The organism is Hymenobacter artigasi, from assembly GCF_012275535.1.
In the GTDB taxonomy this organism is placed as follows: Bacteria; Bacteroidota; Bacteroidia; order Cytophagales; family Hymenobacteraceae; genus Hymenobacter; species Hymenobacter artigasi.
Genome location: NZ_JAAVTK010000002.1, coordinates 31,548 through 48,782, shown reverse-complemented (window position 1 = coordinate 48,782; position 17,235 = coordinate 31,548). Strand labels below are relative to the sequence as shown.

Annotated in this window: 8 protein-coding genes; 2 read left to right on the top strand and 6 right to left on the bottom strand. The window is 56.9% G+C overall.

Annotated elements, in window-relative coordinates:
* Positions 1–7: 7 nt before the first annotated feature.
* From HBN54_RS03685 to HBN54_RS03665, 5 genes are all read right to left on the bottom strand, one after another.
* Positions 8–1,594: a SusD/RagB family nutrient-binding outer membrane lipoprotein gene (locus HBN54_RS03685; RefSeq protein WP_235955382.1), complete on the bottom strand. Its 1,587-nt coding sequence runs from the start codon at positions 1,592–1,594 to the stop codon at positions 8–10.
* Between the two features lie 19 nt (positions 1,595–1,613).
* Positions 1,614–4,760: a SusC/RagA family TonB-linked outer membrane protein gene (locus HBN54_RS03680; RefSeq protein WP_317170176.1), complete on the bottom strand. Its 3,147-nt coding sequence runs from the start codon at positions 4,758–4,760 to the stop codon at positions 1,614–1,616.
* Between the two features lie 500 nt (positions 4,761–5,260).
* Complete coding sequence (locus HBN54_RS03675) at positions 5,261–5,875, bottom strand: hypothetical protein (protein ID WP_168671812.1); 615 nt, start codon at positions 5,873–5,875, stop codon at positions 5,261–5,263.
* A 47-nt stretch (positions 5,876–5,922) separates the two neighbouring features.
* Entirely contained in the window at positions 5,923–7,566 is a 1,644-nt protein-coding gene (locus HBN54_RS03670; protein WP_168671811.1) for a SusD/RagB family nutrient-binding outer membrane lipoprotein, read from the bottom strand.
* A gap of 25 nt (positions 7,567–7,591) precedes the next feature.
* Entirely contained in the window at positions 7,592–10,822 is a 3,231-nt protein-coding gene (locus tag HBN54_RS03665; protein WP_168671810.1) for a SusC/RagA family TonB-linked outer membrane protein, read from the bottom strand.
* Positions 10,823–11,566: 744 nt separating this feature from the next.
* Here HBN54_RS03665 and HBN54_RS03660 point away from each other — a divergent pair.
* Complete coding sequence (locus HBN54_RS03660) at positions 11,567–14,542, top strand: SusC/RagA family TonB-linked outer membrane protein (protein ID WP_168671809.1); 2,976 nt, start codon at positions 11,567–11,569, stop codon at positions 14,540–14,542.
* Between the two features lie 45 nt (positions 14,543–14,587).
* Positions 14,588–16,024 carry a RagB/SusD family nutrient uptake outer membrane protein gene (locus HBN54_RS03655; RefSeq protein ID WP_168671808.1) on the top strand — a complete coding sequence of 479 codons (1,437 nt, stop codon included), beginning with the start codon at positions 14,588–14,590 and terminating at the stop codon, positions 16,022–16,024.
* A gap of 104 nt (positions 16,025–16,128) precedes the next feature.
* On the opposite strand, the gene prfB is transcribed toward HBN54_RS03655, so the two are convergent.
* A protein-coding gene (gene prfB / locus HBN54_RS03650; RefSeq protein ID WP_168671807.1) for a peptide chain release factor 2 occupies positions 16,129–17,206 on the bottom strand; the annotation gives its coding sequence in 2 pieces (ribosomal slippage) (positions 16,129–17,145 and positions 17,147–17,206; 1,077 coding nt in all).
* Between the last annotated feature and the right edge of the window lie 29 nt (positions 17,207–17,235).

Genomic DNA, 17,235 nt, shown 5'->3' with positions numbered 1-17,235 from the left:
GGGCGGCCTACTTGCCCCACCATACTTTTACGCTGGTGCGAATGCTGGCATCCTGGTTCTCCGCGCCTGCGTTAGCCGTGAGCTCGGAGAGAGGGTAGGGGAACCGTTTGGGCAAAGTAGCGTCATCTCCCGATGCGTTCAATGCCGGAGCCAGCGTGGGATAACTGGTGCGACGGTAATCGTTGTAAGCCTCGATACCGTTGCCAACCCATGAAATCCACTTTTGGGTGATAATCTGCTCCTTGGCAGTTTCCGTGGTCGCGCTAAGAATAGCTACACTTGGGTTAGCCAAAAGGTAAGCGTCGACGGCTGCGGAAGTGATACCGGCCTTGGTCATCGAAGCCTTAATGCCCGCCTGGTAGAGCGACTGAGCATTGCTGCCATTGGGCAGGGTAACACCGGGCAGGGTCAGAGCCGATTCGGCTAGAATGAACAAACGCTGTGCATTAGTCAGCAGACGAGCCGGAGCTTCGCCGGATACGCCGGTGATGTACGTGTTGTAGCGCGACCGGTAGCCTAGTGGACGCGAAGGCACGGGAACGTTGTTGCCGTTGATGTAGCCCGTAAAAGTCAGCGTTGTGGGAGTGGGTACTCCGCCAACCAGTGGGCCCGGAATTCTCGTTGGGGTGCCGGTAGCGTTAACCGCTGTGGGCGTAGTGGCAGGCGTAGGCGTAGGCGTGTAGTAAATCGGCAGGCGCGGGTCATTGTTGGCATTCATCTTATCGAGAATGGTCTGACTCAGCATTTGGTCGTCCTGACGGGTAACGAAGTTGTACAGGTACAACGGATTCTGGTTGCCAACAGAAGAGCCAAAAGGCACCTCGAAGTCATCAGTGTTAGCCGCGAAAGCTTTAGCGGAAGCCGCGTTGATGAGGGTCGTAGCTAAAGCAGGCTCTCTGTTGCTGATGGTATTGGCGAACTTGAGCAGCAGCATGTTGCCCATTTTCTTCCACTGCGCAATGTTGTCAGCTGATTTGCCATAGGCCGGGTCATCCGAAACGCCAGGTTTGGCGGAGCTGGTTTTTTCCAGGTCAGCCAGACCATCCTTCACCAGGTCAATCAGACCGGTGATGCCCAGTGCGCTGTTGCCTTTGTAGATATCCTCCTGCTTGTCGTAGCGCGGGTGCAGGTTAGCATTGCCCTGCAGGGCCTGCGAGTACGGAACATCGCCGTAGAGGTCAGTAGCAACCGAAAAGTTGTAGGCCTTCAGCAGTTTCGCAATGCCACTGTAAGCAGGACTGTTTTTGGTAGCTGCCAAATCAATCAGCGTCTGCGAATTGATGAGGGTGCCGCCGTAAAGCTCCGTGTTCCACTGGTTGTCGAACGAGCCGCGCAGAATGTACACGTCGTAAGCAGCCGGCTGGTTGGCAATGCCCGCATACTGCTGGGTTAGAAGGGCAGTAGCCCGGCCATAGTCATTGGTGGCCAAAAAGCCCGTGTTGATGACCGTGCTGGTGAGCAGTACCGGCATCGATACTGCCGTGGGGCTGTTGGGCGTAGTGTTAATATCCAGGAACTTGTCCCGATTGCAGCTCATCGTGGAAAAAGCCACGGTAGCTGCCAGCGTAATGCCGATTAGTTTCTTGTTATTCATGAGAAAGACAATCGCTAGATTATAGGGTAAAACGGAGGTTAACACCGTAGTTGCGCGTATTCGGTGCGCCTTGCACTTCCAGGCCCCGGATGTTGCCTGCGCCCTGGGTGTTCACGTCTGGGTCGAAGTTGGCATTGGGTGCGTAGAAATACAGATTGCGGCCCGAAACCGACAGCCGAATCTGGCCAAAGGGCGTGCGCGACAGCAGGCCCGTGGGTACGGAGTAGCCCAGGGAAACTTCGCGCAGGCGGTATACCGTGGCGTCGTACACGTTGAGCTGGCTTTGCAGGCCGCCCGAAGCACCCCAGAAGGTCTGGGCATCAATCTGAATGTTGTTGGGGCGGTAGGTGCCGTCACCGTTGGCAATTACGCCGGGAATGATGCGCGGAGCATCGCGGTTGATGCCGGTTTCGTAGAGGTTGCCCGAACCTTTCAGCGATGCGTTGGTGAACGAGAGGAGCTCTCCACCATATTTAGCGTCAACCAGGAACGAGAGCTCAACGCCACGGTAGTTGAACGTGTTGGTCAGGCCACCCTGCCACAGCGGGTTAGGGTTGGCAATTACCGAGTTAGGAATACCCGTGTCAAACGAGCCACTGGTGGGGTTGATGATGTACTTGCCTACGTACTGTGGGTCGTTGGGCTGGCCGGCAGCATTGAGGGGCTGCACACGCGGCAGCGCGTTGCCGATGATTACACCATAAGGCTGGCCTACTTTGAACGAAGGCACCGAGCCAATGAAAGCAGAACCGTTTACGGAAGAGCTGGTTACGCCTTCCGTGATGGAGATAACCTCGTTCTTGATACGGGTAAAGTTGGCCGTAATGTCCCAACGGAAGTTCGACGTCCGAATTGGGTTCAGGTTCATCAGACCTTCGAAGCCCTTGTTGTCAAGGCGGCCTACATTGGCATAGCGGGCGTTAAAGCCGCTCGATGCTGCCACGGTTACGGGCAGAATCTGGTTTTCGCTGCGCGTGTAGAAGTACGTCAGTTCGAAGTTCAGGTGGTTCTTGAAGAAGCCCAGATTGGTACCAACTTCGTACGACTTCGTGAACTCCGGCGTGAGCGTGTTGCTGCCAATCGTGTTGCTGATGGCGAAACCAGGATAGTTAGTGCCGTTAGCAGTGAAAGGGAATTGAATGCTCGAAACGTTGTTGCCCTGGCTGGCGCTGCTATACGTGGTAGCGAGTACGAACGGGTCCGCATCGCGGCCTACTTTCGAAACGTTGGCACGAATCTTACCATAGGAGAAGATGTCCGACGAAATCTTGAGCGCGTCCGTGAACACGAAGCTGGCCGTAGCCGAAGGGTAGAAGAAGGTGTTGTTGGCAACCGGCAACGTCGACGATTGGTCAGCGCGGCCCGTCAATTCCAGAAAAAGGTAGTTGTTATAGGCCAGCGACAGCTGGCTATACACGCCCAGAATCCGGCGCAGCGACGTGCTTTCGCCCGTGCCATTCGAGAATACGCTGCCGTTTTGAGCATTGTAGAAGCCCGGCAGGGTGAGGTTGTCCGCCTGCGAAGCAATGTTCTGGAAGCGGCGCTGGTTCACGTTCTGGCCCACCAGCAACGAAGCGTTGAAGCCTTCAAAGAACAGGTTGTCTTTGTGAGCCGTCACGATAAGGTCGCTGTTGAATTCGCTGCGGTAGAACACCTGGTCCTGTACCTGGCCCGTAGGCTGGCGCACCGAGCCGATGGCGAATACCTGCTTGCGGCGGTCAGTGTAAGTGTCCAGGCCGGCGCGGTAGTCAATTTTCAGCCAGGGAGTAGCCTCGTAGCCCAGGTTGGCCACGTTGATAAAGCGCGTCAGCGAGGAGGTAGTAGGGTTCTGGGTAAGGCTGTAGTAAGGGTTCTCGACACCAGAGAAATACTGGTTGGCACCCGTCACTGGGTCGATGTAGGGATTGCCCTGCAGGTTGAGGCTGCGGGGAACCCGGTTGGAAAGCGTAGCGAAGGCCGAGCCGTTGTTGCCCTGCAATACACCCGTTTGGTCGGTCTGAACGAAGTTGATAGAACCACCAGCTCTTAACTTGTTCAACAGCTTGGTGTTGCCACCCAGCGTTACGTTGGTACGAGTCAGTTCCGAGTTCTGAGTGATGCCTTTCTGGTTGGTGTTGTTTACGCTGAGCGTAACGTTCTGCTCGGCGGTGCCACCGGCAATGTTCACGCCATTGGTCCAGATGGTGCCCTGACGGTAGAACTCCTTGATGTTGTTTGGGTAGTTCTGGTAGGGGAGCTGGTTGCCATTGGTCAGCAACAAGCCGTTGGCCAGCGTAGGAGTCGTACCAAAGCGGGGGCCGAATGACAGGCCGCTGGCGGTATAGATGTCTCCCAGGCCGCCAGTCGTCGTTACCACACCGTTGGTGCCTTGGCCGTAGTCGGTCTGCAAACGGGCCAAGCCGTACACATTCTGGATGTTGAAGCTCGACGTACCCGTCACTTCCAGCTTTTTGTTGGCACTGCCACCGCTCTTGGTGGTAATGATGATGGCACCAGCTGCTGCCCGCGAGCCGTAAAGCGCTGCAGCTGCAGGGCCTTTCAGGATGTTGATGCTGGCGATGATTTCCGGGTCGATGTCCAAAGCCCGGTTCGACGTCTGAGCTGCACCCAGCGAGCCCAGGCCTGCGCCTCCCAAGCTGCGGTCCAGGTCGTTGCTAATCGGAATACCATCAACTACGAACAGGGGCTGGTTGCTGCCCTGCAGCGATGTAATGCCGCGGATGTTGATGTTGGTAGAAGAACCCGGCAGGCCGCTGGAGTTCGTGATGTTTACCCCCGATACTTTGCCCTGCAAGGAGCTAAGCACGTTGGGCTCAGATTTCTGCGAAATCTGGTCAGCTTTGATTTGCTGCGTAGAGTAGCCCAGCGAGCGAGTGTCTTTCTCGATGCCGAGCGCCGTTACCACCACTTCGCTCAGCTCACGGGTGTCCTGTGCCAGTGCAATGTTGATTTGGGATTCGGTACCAATAGCCCGCTCTTGCGTAGCCATTCCAACGGATGAGAATACGAGTGTGCCACCCGTTTCGGGTACCACTAAGCTATAAGCACCGCTGGCATTGGTCGATACTCCGGTCGTGGTTCCTTTCAGAAGCACAGTCACTCCGGGCAAGCCTTCGGAGGACTTCTGGTCTGTTACCTTTCCTGAAACGGTACGCGTTTGCGCCATCGCTCCGTGAAGAAGTGTAAACATGAGCATGACACTCATGAGTAAGATTTTTTTCATGGACTAAGTGTTAAGATTGAAAAAAAGTAAAAAAATGGGGGAATGCTTAAGATTATCAAAAATAAGCCTTTGTTCTCATACAGTTACCATAAAGTCAACATTAGGACATAAAATTTTATGTCCGGCTTGCAAGCCTAAAGTGTAATGAGACTTCATTTGTGGCGATTGTTCGGAATTAAATAATGTAATTGCAGCTGTATGAAAGTAGCTAATTATATTGATATTAGCTAAACTGTACTTCGGCAATAGTCAGGGATTTACACAGCATTGTTACCCAAAAAAGCACCCCTGGAATTTGTTAATTCCAGGGGTGCTTTTTACTGTTCAGCAAGTCGCGGGTAGCGTTGAAGGACGCTTTTTTCAGTTGACCAAGGGTTGGCAGATTTTCGCCGGGTTATAGGCAAACCATTGCGCAACCCCGTTAATGAGCTGCTCAGCAGGTTCTACCTGAACACGGCGATTGCCGCCAAAGGCGCGTTAATCAGCGAGCTGGCCAATAGCGTATTGTCAGTCGAAACCGGCGTGAGGACGATGCGCCGACCGTCTTTCAGCACGTACTCGAAGGTGAATACAATGGCGTCGTTTCGCACAATGCGGTTATTCAGCGTGAGAACAGCCGGATTGGCCAGAACGGCGAGGGTGCCCGGTATGCTGTTGGGGTACAAGTCCTTAAGCGCCTGCTGGCTGGTGAGGCTGATGGTGGCCGGGAAGCTGGTGAGGTCCGCGATTTTCACCCGGGGGCCATACGTAGTACCCCGCCGGAAGCTCTTGTACACTTCAACGGTCTGCAGCTCGGCGTAGCCCTGCGACGGGTTCACGACAAACTCAAACACGGGCCGGGTATAGTAGTCGGGCCGGGAAGCGAGGCTGTCAATCCGGATTTGCTCGGACAGTTGGCTCCTCCTGAAAGGAAAAAAGGACTTGGTGGCGTTCACTTCCGGGATAATCAGCGGAACGCTTTCGTTTTTGGGCTCGGGAAGCTTGCTGCTCTCGCGGCAAGACGACAGCCCCGCAACCGCCGAGAGCAGCAGCAGGAAACTGGCAAAGTAGTTTTTCATGAATCAATAAAGATGAAGTCAGGGATTAAAGAGAAGGGAACCGCTTCCTACTTGTCCCAGAAAATGGGCGCGGTCACGTCGCGCTGGGAGCGGGGAGAGTTCGGGTTCAACGTCAGGTCGTTGGTGGGGTAGTACAGGCGCAGGGGAAACGGCCCGTTGGCCCGGGTAGCACCGTCGTCTACCAGCAGGCCGCTGTTGGGCGCGCTCAGCGATACGGCCTCGCGCGATACCCGAATGGTGGGATGGCCCGTGCGGCGGAAGTCGGTGTACACGTCTACGCCGTAGCCGAAGCTCGCCACGTACTTCTCGTACATGATTACCTCCAGCTTGTCCTCGGCCGAGGGCGCGTTATCGAACCGGGCCAGGGCGCTGGTTTTGTAGGTCGTGATGCTGGCGGCCGGAATAACGGGGCTGCCATCAGCCGTAGCAATGGCATTCACTTTGTTAAAGGAAGCTTGCACGGCGGCGTCGAAGGCAGTGCGGGCGGCTACTACGTCGTTGTATACCGTCAGGCGCAGCTCGGCTTCGGTGTATTTGCGGCTGTAGTACGTGAGCAGGCGCTGGGGGGCTTCTGCCTTGCCCGAGGTGGTGCCGGTTTTGCCACCCTTGCCGTCGTCGTAGCGGCCGCCTACGGGGTACAGGCCTTGCACGGTCTGAACACTGGCCGTAGTAGCCACGCTGGCGTACTGGCTCGACGTGCCCGGGCGCACCGTCACGAAGCTGGGGTCCAGGGCGCTGATGTAGTCCTGATTAGTCGTTGTGGTGCCGGCGGCCAGCTGGTTGAAGAAATAATAAGGCTTGCGCGGGTCGTTCAGCGTCAGCATGCCTTCGTAGAAATACCGGCCAATGCGGTTTTCCGGGTTGGCGTTGTAGTCGGTCACGTAGCCGGGGTTGCGGTTGTCGGGGTTGGCGGTGTTGAGGTAGCCAAGCTGAAAGTCACCAGTCTCCTCCATGAGCGCGCCACTCAGCAAAGGACCAACCTGGCTCTGAACCGTGGCCGCCGCCGTGGTTTTGCGCAGCTGGTTGTAGAGCTTCAGCTTGAGGGTGCGGCCAAAGCGGGCCCACTTGTCCAGGTCGCCTTTGTATATCAGGTCAACGGCACTCAACGTGGGTTTGGTGGGCACGGAGCCGGGCTTGGCCAGGTTGGCCAGTCCCTCATCGATGAGTGAGAACAGGCCCTGAATATTGGTCGTGCCGTTGTAGATATCCTCGTCCTTGTCGAAGCGGGGGGCCGGGTTTACTTCGCCCTTCAGGGCTTCCGAATAAGGAATGTCGCCCCATACGTCTACCATCTGGCTGAACACGTAGGCTTTCTGGAGCTGGGCAATGCCCACGTAGTTCCAGCGCTGCTCGGTGGTGCCCTGCGTGATGATGCGCTCGTTGTTGATGAGCACGCCGCGGTAGAGGCCCGCCCACTCGCCGCTGAACGCGTCGCCGGTCTGCTGGAAGTTGCCGATGTTGCGGGTGTTGTACAGCTGCTGCATCAGGGCCATGGTGTACTGGCTCAGGCCGCCGATGTTGTCGCCCAGGTACTCAGCCATGTTCACCTGCGCCACGGGCAGCAGGGAATTCAAATCCACTGCCGTCGGGGTCAGGGGGTTTACGTTGACGTTATAGAAATCTTTGCAGCCCGGGGCCACGGCCAACGTACCAGCCGAAGCGAGTATCAGGCAAAATTTAAAAAGTTTCATAGGACAAAAAGCCGAAATCAAATAATTAGAAGTTCACCCGCACGTTCACGCCGAAGCGCTTGGTGGTCGGTGCGTTGGTGAACTCGTAGCCCTGCTGGTTGCTGGCACCGTAAGTGCTGGTCTCGGGGTCGAAATTGCTGTTCTTGGGCAAGTTGGGCGAGTACCACCAGATGTTGCGGGCCGAAACGGATATGTTGATGAGGCTGAACGGCGTTTTGCCGAGGAAGCCTTTGGGCAGGTCGTAGCCCATCGAAACCTCCCGCAGGCGCACCGTGGTGGCATCGTAAATGGACTGCTCGTTGTAGCCGTTAGAAGCCGCGCCGCCGCCCACGCCGCCGCTGGAGAAATACAGGTCGTTGACCGTGATGGCCGTCGTGTTGCGGATAACCGTACCGCTGGCGTCCACGGCGGCCTTCTTGGTCACCGGGTCCCACCGAACGCCGTTGAGCACAACCAAGCGGTTGCGGTCTTCGGTGTCCTTCGTCACCCCGCGGCCCAGCTCTTCCTGCAACGTGGTTGCGTACAGCGAGCCGCCCTTGCGGTAGTCTACCAGCACATTCAGCGTAATTCCTTTGTAGGTGAACTGGTTGATGAAGCCCATCAGGAAATCGGGGTTGGGGTTGCCGATAACCTTGAGCTTCGGCGACAGAATCAGGCGGCCATCCAGCGGGTTGATGTACAGCTCGCCGTTGGCATCGCGCACGGGTGCCGTGCCCAGCAGTACACCGTAGGGCTGGCCGGGAATGTGCACCGACCGGACACTGCCGGCAAACGTGTTGCCCAGAATGAGCGTGTCGCCATTGTCCGTCGTTTTAGCAATAATGTTGCGGTTGCGGCTGAAGTTGAACGTACTGCTCCAGCGGAAGCCGGCCACATCCACCGGCACGGCCGTGAAGGCCACTTCGAAACCCTTGTTGGTGATTTCGCCAAAGTTGGTCTGGGCGGCACCATAGCCAGTGGCCGACGGGTAGGTTATCACGCCAATCAGGTTCGTGGTGCGCTTGTCATAGTACGTGCCGTTGAACGAGATGCGGTTGCGGAACAAGGCCAGCTCGGTGCCTACTTCCAGCTCAGACGTAAATTCCGGGGTCAGCCGGGCGTTATTCACTGTACCGCTAATGCCGATGCCCGGCACTCCCTTGAAGGGCAACGAAGCGCTGGGGTTGGTGACATAGCCCGTGGGGCCGGATGCGTAGGCCGGTGCATCGCGGCCTACGCGGCCGTAAGCGGCACGCAGCTTAAGCAGGTCGAGCCAGCGGTAATCCAGCTTCAGGGCTTCGTTCAGTACCAGCGAGCCAGCGGCACTCGAATAGAAGAACGAGCGGCCCGTATTGCCAATAACCCCGTTCTTATTAAGGGTCGATGAGAAGTCGTTGCGGCCCGTCACGGTCACAAAGGCGAAGTTCTTGTAGCCAACGGTGGCGTTGCCCAGCAGGCCCATCAGGCGGCGCTCGGCGTAGGCATACCCGTAGGTGCTTTTCTCCGTGGTATTCTCAATGTTGTCGATGCCAAACGTGATGATGCCCGTGCCAAGGTAAGACTTGCCTTCGTACTTGCGGGCGTTGATATTCTGGCCCACGCTGGCGGTCAGGCTGATGTCTTCGGTCAGGTTCTTGTTGAAGTTCAGCAGGGCAGTCTGCTCAAACTCGGTGTTCTGGATGTTATCCTCAATTATCTGGCTCACGCCCCGGTTGGCAAGCGAGCCGGGCCGGATGGTGCTCGACCGGATATCGGTGTAGGAGTTGATGCCGCCGGTATACGTCAGCGACAGCCAGTCTTTGAAGGCATATGACAGGCCCACGCTGCCCACCACGCGGTCTACGCGCGATTTGTAGATGGCATTTTCCACCGACCACAGGGGGTTGTCGGCTTGGGTGGTCAGCCAGGCAAACACGGGGCCTTTCGTCACCGGGTCCTGGTAGGGGAGGCCCTGCAGGTCGAGGCTACGGGTCAGAAACAAGGTGCGGGCAAATGCCGAGGCACTGCCGGAAGCCGAGTTGTTGGCGCCCACAATGGGGCCCTGCTGGTTAGTGTTGGTATAAGCAACGTTGCCGTTCACGGTCAGTTTATTGAACCGGCCCGAGCCGCCCGCGCTGATGTTGTTGCGCACAAACGACGAGTTGGGGATGGTGCCCTGCTGGTCGGCCCGCGAGATAATGGTCGAGAAGGTCGAGTTGTCCGAAGTGGAGCTCAGCGAAACCGAGTTCTCGTACAAGTTACCCGTCTTGAAAAAGTCTTTGACGTTGTTGGGGTAGGCCTGGTACGGGATGCGCGTGCCCGCCGGAATGTTCGGAAAGTCCACGTTCCCAGCCTGGGGGTGTTCGATGGTCGCCGGTGCGCCCTGCGCCGTATTGCCAAACTCGGGGCCCCACGAGCCGTTGGCCGCAGAGTTTACGAAGTTGGCACCCGCGCCATACTTATTCTGGTAGTTGGGCAGCGCCGCTACTTTTTCAATGGCGTAGCCGGTGGTATAGCCTATCTGAATGCCTTTGGCACCACGGCCGCCGCCGCCGGTTTTGGTCGTAATCACGATAACGCCGCCAGCGGCCCGCGAGCCGTACAGTGCCGCCGCCGCCGCGCCCTTCAGCACGTTGATGGACGCCACGTTGTTCGGGTCCACGTCCGATGTGCGGCTGGAGTAGGAAGCGCCGTTCACCAGTGGGCTGTCCGATTCCGTCTGGGTGTTGTCGTAAGGCACCCCATCCACAACAAACAGGGGCTGGTTATCGCCAAAAAACGAGGTGTTGCCCCGGATGGTGATGCGCGAAGACGCACCGGGTACTCCGCTCGAGCTCAGGATGTTCACGCCGGGCACCTTGCCGGTGAGGGTGCGCAGCAGGTCGGGCTCCGATTTTTGCACAATCTGCTCGGCCTTTACCTCCGAAACGGCAAAGCCCAGGGCGCGCTTCTCGCGCGAGATGCCCAGGGCCGTTACCATTACTTCGTCCAGCTGCTTGTTGTCAAGCGCCAACGCAACATTTACCGGCCCACTGGCCCCAATGGCCTGGTCGGTGGTAATGTAGCCCAGGTACTTAAATTGCAGCGTAGTGGCCGCAACAGGCACATTCAACTCAAATTTGCCATCGGCATCGGTCGCAGTACCCGTGGTGGTGCCTTTCACAATAACGCTCACCCCGGGCAGGCCTTCGTTGTTGGTCTTGTCGAGCACGCGGCCCGACACCTGTCGCGTTTGCGCCCAGCTCCGCCCGGCCAGGGTCAGCAGCAAGAGCAGGCTTAATAGTAAGGTTCTCTTCATCGAGTTGTAATAGTGGGTGTGTGAAAAAAAGAGGGAAAAAATATGGGGGTGGCAGTTTAAAAAGATGAAAGTACGGCATTTGCCGAAAACGTCCCAACAGTAGCGCTGTGATATTTCGCTTTAGCAATCCTTTAGCTGCTGAGGGCTCACTTCCGCAGCAGTTCGATAAGTGGCGGCTGCTTCATTGCGCTAACTATAAAGGAGTAATGAAAAGCATTGCCTTTAAATTGTATTTTTTATATATTCAGTAGTTGTCCTGGGGGGCGTAGGATGATTACCGCTGCATCACGGCAACTGGCCCGTCTGACCCATTGCATCCTCAAAACCTGACTACCGGCCACATCTATCCCGACCATGATGGATTCATGAATTATCGAGGTGTCTAGCCAGAATTACGTGCTTTATGCCCCGATTTACTCACGGAGCTCCGATGAAATTAATCTTCATCCCAGCCCGCTCTTACTAAGGGCCTGTGTCATACTGCCCAGAACAGTGTGAATAGTTAACCAATAGATTATAAAATACTTGCAGCAGAAATGCGGCGTCTGGCGAGCGTGTGCTGGCGTGGTAATGTTGGTTTAGGTATCTAATAAGTTTAATATTGTTATTGACTCCTGACTACCCCGAAATACTGGCGTAACAAAAAACTTGTAATACCTTGCCGCTAGATTAGTCACGTTAAGTTCCTTATTTTCCCATTCTTCCCACTTTTTTTTCCAACTCACTCACCATTTTCACTACTACATGAAACACTTCTTTTTCATGGTCGTCTTATTGATGACCTGCCTGTTGCAGCAGGTAAATGCACAAGACCGAACCGTCTCGGGTCGTGTGACGGACCGGGCTACCGGCCAGGGCCTACCAGGTGTTACGGTATTGGCCAAAGGCACTACGGCCGGCGCTTCTACCAATGCCGATGGCGCTTTTAGCTTGTCGGTGCCCTCAGCGGCAACCCGCCTTACTTTCAGCTACGTGGGCTATGTGGCCCAGGAACTGGCATTGGGTGATGCTTCCACCATCAATGTAACCTTGGCTACTGATACCAAGCAATTGGACGAAGTAGTTGTGACGGGTCTGGGCACGAGCATTGCCCGCTCTAACGCTGCCAACAACGTGGCCAGCATCTCTGCCAGCGAGCTGGTGGGGCGCACGCGTCCTTCTACTGTAGACGCTGCTATGTATGCCAAGCTTTCGGGTGCGGTTATCACGCAGAACAGCGGTGCTCCCGGCGGAGGTATCTCCGTGCAATTGCGTGGCCCCTCGTCGATTACGGGTTCTTCGGAGCCGCTTTACATCATCGACGGTGTGTACGCCAACAACAACTCGTACGATTCGGGCCGCGCGGCCGGTGCTTTCAGCAACGCCGGCGGTAGCCGTCAGGACGGTGCAACCAACCGCCTGGCTGACATCAACCCCGATGATATCGAAAACATCGAAGTGCTGAAAGGCTCGTCGGCTGCTGCCATCTATGGCCAGCGTGCCAACGCCGGTGTTATCATCATCACCACGAAAAAAGGTAAAGCCGGCCAGACCCGCATCAGCGTGCGTCAGGACCTTGGCGTAACCAGCATTCTGCGTAAGTACGGCAAGTCCGACTTCACCAACGAGAAAATTGACTACGTATTCGGTGGCGACGCTGGCGAGAAAGCGGCTTTGGCTGCTGCCAATGCTTCGGGCAAAATCTTCGACTACGAGCAGGAGATTTTCGGCAACAAAGGCTTCCTGTCGAACACCAACGTGAACGTTTCCGGTGGTGGTGAGCGGGTTAAGTTCTACATTTCTGGTTCGCGCACCGACGAAGGTGCCATTCAGAAAAACCTGGGCTTCCAGCGCAACACCTTGCGGGCCAACGTATCGACGGATATCACCAAGAACTGGGATATCGCGCTGAATTCGAGCTACGTGAATTCGAGCAACCAGCGTGGTTTCTCGAACAACGCCAACACCGATGCGACCATTCCTTACCTGATTGCCGTAACGCCGAGCTACGCCGACCTGCACCCCGTAAACGGCATCTACCCCCGCAACCCGTATGCTGGTGAGAACCCCCTGGCCTTGCGCGACCGTGGCATCAACAACGAAACCACGAACCGTCTGCTCGAGTCGTTCACTTCCAACCTGTACTTCATCCGCAACGAGAAGTCGTCGTTGCGCCTGGCTGCTTCGGCCGGCGTAGACTTCGCCCTGACCGATGCCGAGCTGTACCTGCCGGAGGATATGCAGTCGCAGTCTGGCCTGGCTAACCCCGGTGCTTCGCGCTACAGCAAAAACAAGCAGTTGAACACCAACCTGCAGGGCTTGCTGATTCACACCGTGCAGCTGGGCACCGTTGGCCTGACGACTTCGGCCGGTACCTCGCGTTTCACGCAGGACATCAACTCCGACTTCGTACAGGGTGAAGGCTTGCAGCCCAAGCTGCGCAACCCTGCCCGGGCTAACCGCCAGACCCTGAGCCAGTCGTTCCAGTCGAGCGTCGACTTGGGCTACTCGGCCCAGGAAGAAGTTAACTTCGCTGACCGCGTAATCGGTACCGTAGGCATTCGTGCCGACCAAAGCAACCTGAACGCTGACCCCAAGAAGCTGTACTTCTTCCCCCACGCTTCGTTGGCTTTGAACGTTGCCAACTTCGACTTCTGGACCTTTAAAGAGGTAGTTAACCAAGTGAAGCTGCGCGCCGCTTACGGTGAAACAGGTGGTGTTCCCGGCTTCGGCTCGTACTTCACGCAGCTGAACTCGGTTGTGGTTGACACCCGTCTGGGCCTGCGCAACTCGACCGTGCTGGGCTACGACCGCGTAGCTCCCGAGCGGGCTGCTGAACTGGAATTGGGTGCTGACCTGGGTTTCCTGAACAACAAGATTACCCTGTCGGGCACGGTGTACCGCAAGCAAGTAACCAACCTGCTGTTTGCTTACGCGCTGGCTCCTTCTACGGGTGTTACTTCGATTGCTGCTTTCCCAGTAGGTGACCTCGTAAACCGCGGTCTGGAAATCGGCCTTGGCGTACAAGCCATCGACCGTCCTAACTTCCGTTACCACTCGCAGACCCAATTCTGGCTGAACCGCTCGGAGGTGACCCGTCTGGTGGTACCCAGAACGACGGCCGGCCCCGGCTTCGCTTCGCTCTACGGTCAGAACTTCCTCGCCCTGGGCGAGTCGCCTACCCGGTGGTTTGGTAACCCTGTTGTAGGTGGTGTTCCAACTCCTTTCCAGGAGTCGCAGCCTACTTACCAGGTTACGTTTGCCAACGATTTCACGTTCTTCAAGCACATCGACTTCTCGTTCCTGATTCATGTGAAGCAGGGCGGCTACAACAGCACCCTGACGCAGAACGCCTACGACCAGGGCGGTACTTCGCCCGACTACATGAACCCCGTTACCCTGGGCGACGGCACTACGTCGGTTATCGGCTACGAGCGTTTCAACGGCGAGCTTTCGGGCCAGACCAAGAACTACGTGCAGGATGCCAGCTACATGAAGGTGCGCGAGGTTTCGCTGTACTACTCTTTCGACAAAGAGCAGCTGGGAGCTACCATGGGCCGCTTTGTGCAGCGCATTAAAGTAGGTGTATCGGGCAACAACCTGTTCCTGGTGACGCCTTACAAAGGTGGCTACGACCCCGAGGTATCCAACTTTGGCAGCCGTCCGGTTGGTGGCAACCAGGACCTGTACGCTTTCCCAAGCGCACGTCGGATGTTCCTGCATTTGAACTTTGACTTTTAAGCCTGAGTTCAGCTACAAATTTTCTTACTTATGCTCCTCCACAACATGAATAAAACTTTTATCCGGGCACTACTGCTTGGTAGTGTCGTAGCCTCCCTCTCCGGGTGCAGCTACGTTGAAATCAACAAGTTGGATGACCCCAACTTTCCCACGCTTGCCTCGGTACTGACCAATGCCACCAAGCAGCAGCTTGACTACCTGGCTACGGGAACTTTCTCGGACATGCGTACCAACGTCGACGGGATTGTGTGGTACCACCAGCTTACCGGCGCTATCGGCCGTGAGGTGTACGTACTAGCCGGCTCGGACTCGCGCTACGCCACCAACCTGCTGGGCATCGGCACGGCTGGCTTCGATAACAACAACTTCCTGAGCGGCCGTTACTACACCACGTACTCGTCTTCGCGTCGCACGGCACGTATTCTGGCCCAGTCAACGGCTAACACTTCGTTGGTAACTGACGAGCAGAAGCGGGGCTACTTGGCCCTGGCAAAAACAGCCGAAGCTTATGACATGATGGTCCTGTCGGACCTGCAGTACGAGAACGGCTTACGCATCGATGTTACGGACCCGCTGAAGCCAGGCAAGATTCGTGCTTACGACGATGTGCTCGCCGCTATCAAAGCGTTGCTCGATGATGGTGCTAAAGATTTGGCGGCTGCCGGTACGGCGCTGCCTTTTCCCCTCCCTTCCGGCTACGCTGCCGGCACTGCTGGCGTTAGCTTCCTCACCCCGGCAGGCTTCCTGAAGGTCAACCGTGCCCTGGCGGCTCGGCTGGCCGTTCGTCGTGCTTCACGCCCCAATGGTAGTTACCAGGAAGTGCTGGATGCATTGTCCGGTAGCTTTATCAACGACGCTGGTGCCCTGACTATCGGGCCTCGCTTCACCTATGGTGGTACCTCGCCCGACGTTGTTAACCCACTATTCCAAGCCCGGAACTTCACGGGCTCGGTGGTAACGGTGGCGCACCCCTCGTTCCGTCGCGACATCCGCGCTACCGATACGCGCATCAGCAAAATCGCGGCCCGCACCGCCGCACTGCCTCCCCGTCAGGGCTTCTCCAGCGCCGACGATGTAGTGCTGTACGCCACCAACACATCGCCAATTCCGATTATCAAAAAGGAAGAGCTGGTGTTGTTGTCGGCCGAGGCGCACGCCATGCCCGGTCCGCAGCAGAACCTGGCCCTGGCCGTGACCGAAGTAAACTCGGTAGCTACCGCCTACGATGCTCTGCGTCCTACGCCCCTGACGGCTACTTCGCCGTCGGCTGACATTCTCGACGAAATCCTGTACCAGCGTCGTTACTCGCTGTTCTTCGAAGGCCAGCGTTGGGTTGATTTGCGTCGCCTGAACCAGCTGAACCGCCTGAACGTACCCGGCACCAGCCTGCCCGAGGTTTCGTCCACGAACTTGCAAACGACTATCGTTCGCCAGCTTCCGATTCCTTTTGCCGAAGTGGCATGGGACGTTGCCAATCCGTAAGGGTCTGGCAATTGCACGACACAAAAAAAGGGCTGCCCAACTGGGCAGCCCTTTTTTTGTGTCGCGAAGTGGCACCGTTCCTTCACGGTCCGGTCCCGGTAGTTCTAGCTCTGCATCAGAAAGCCTTTGATGTACTCATCCAAATCCCCATCCAGCACGTTCTGCACATCGGTGCGCTCGATGCCGGTGCGCAGGTCTTTGATGAGCTTGTAGGGGTGAAGCACGTAGTTGCGAATCTGGGAGCCGAAGTCGATGCGCTTCTTGGTGGCTTCCACCTTGTCGCGCTCGGCGTGGCGCTTGTCCATCTCAATCTGGTAGAGACGCGATTTGAGCATGCGCAGGGCATGCTCTTTGTTCATGAGCTGCGAGCGCTCAATCTGCACGGCGATGATGATGCCGGACGGCGCGTGCGTGAGGCGCACGGCCGTTTCCACCTTGTTCACGTTCTGGCCCCCCGCGCCGCCGGCCCGGAAGGTGTCCCAGGAGATGTCGGCGGGGTTGATTTCGATGTTGATGGTGTCATCAATCACCGGGTAGGCAAACACGGAGGCAAACGACGTGTGCCGCCGGCCGCTGCTGTCGAACGGCGACATGCGCACCAGGCGGTGCACCCCGATTTCGCTCTTCAGGTAGCCGTAGGCGAAGTCCCCGTCGATTTCGAGCGAGGCGGACTTGATGCCCGCGCCCTCGCCGGGCTGGTAGCTGATTTGCTTCACGCCAAAGCCGTGGCTTTCGGCCCACATGATGTACATGCGCATGAGCATTTCGGCCCAGTCCTGGCTCTCGGTGCCCCCGGCCCCGGGGTTGATGTCGATGATGGCCGAAAGCTGGTCTTCCTCGTCTGAAAGCATGCGTTTGAACTCCAGCTGCTCTAGTTTCTTGAGCGTGGCGTTGTAGTCGGCCTGCATTTCGGCTTCGGGTACATCCCCCTCCCGGTGAAAATCGAACAGCACTTCGGTGTCGGCCAGGGCCTGCTGCACACCCTCAAAATCATCGGTCCAGGTTTTGATGGCCTTGATTTCGCGCAGGGTGATTTCAGCGGCTTTGGAGTCGTCCCAGAAGCCGGGGGCCGTGGTTTGGGCCTCGGCGGCGGCTATTTGTTGTTTGCGGGCATCGTAGTCAAAGATACCTCCTCAGGGCCTCGGCGCGGCCCTTCAAGTCCTTAATCTGGTCTTGGGTCATGGTGGGGGAAATGGTGAAAGGTGGCCGGT